The 610-nt window shown below is 58.0% G+C and carries 1 protein-coding gene and 1 pseudogene; both read right to left on the bottom strand.

Annotated elements, in window-relative coordinates:
- Positions 1-190 (bottom strand): annotated as a pseudogene (locus VSR34_RS38225) (poly-beta-hydroxybutyrate polymerase); the annotation flags it as partial.
- An 80-nt stretch (positions 191-270) separates the two neighbouring features.
- Positions 271-610 (bottom strand): DDE-type integrase/transposase/recombinase (locus VSR34_RS38220; RefSeq protein ID WP_342965211.1); only part of this gene is annotated, 340 nt, incomplete at its 5' end.

Genomic DNA, 610 nt, shown 5'->3' with positions numbered 1-610 from the left:
TTGCAACGTCGCGCCCGAGTTGATGGGGGGCGAACCTGCGGATCGAACTGCCTGGTATGCGGCCCGCGAGCAGATCTTCCTGATCTTCGAGCCAATTGCGCGCGCCCTCGACGAAGTTGCGTCCTCCGGTATCGACGATCGCCCGCAGTACCTGCGGATAGAGCCACCAGCAATTGGCGGGGGACAGCATGTCAGTGCATTGCCGCGCAACGAAGGGTTTTGTCGCGATAAGGAAGTCGAGTCAAACAAATCCGAGATGATGAGGAATACTTATGCAGCCAATGAGTAGAACTGCTGGGCGGGAGTTAGCGCGATGCCGCCGTCTTTCATCTGGCCTTTGACGATCATGTGCATGAACTCGATGCCGCCGAGTATGATGCGTGCACATCGAAAACTCTTGAACCCCAGCATCGGCCGGGTGCGACGCTTGATGGCACGGTGATCCTGCTCGATGACATTGTTCAGGTACTTCTTCTGGCGGACCCTGATCGGCGTCTCACGTTCAACATTGAGCGCCTGTAGCGCCGCCAGATTTGATCCGCTCTTATCAATCGTCACGGTCTCCGGCTCGCCGTTCTGCGCGATCGCCTTTTCGAAGTAGCGCCGGGCC

Source organism: Paraburkholderia sp. JHI2823, assembly GCF_038900695.1.
Classification (GTDB): Bacteria; Pseudomonadota; Gammaproteobacteria; order Burkholderiales; family Burkholderiaceae; genus Paraburkholderia; species Paraburkholderia mimosarum.
The sequence above is the reverse complement of the archived record's forward strand: the minus strand, read 5'-3'. Positions and strand labels throughout refer to the sequence as shown.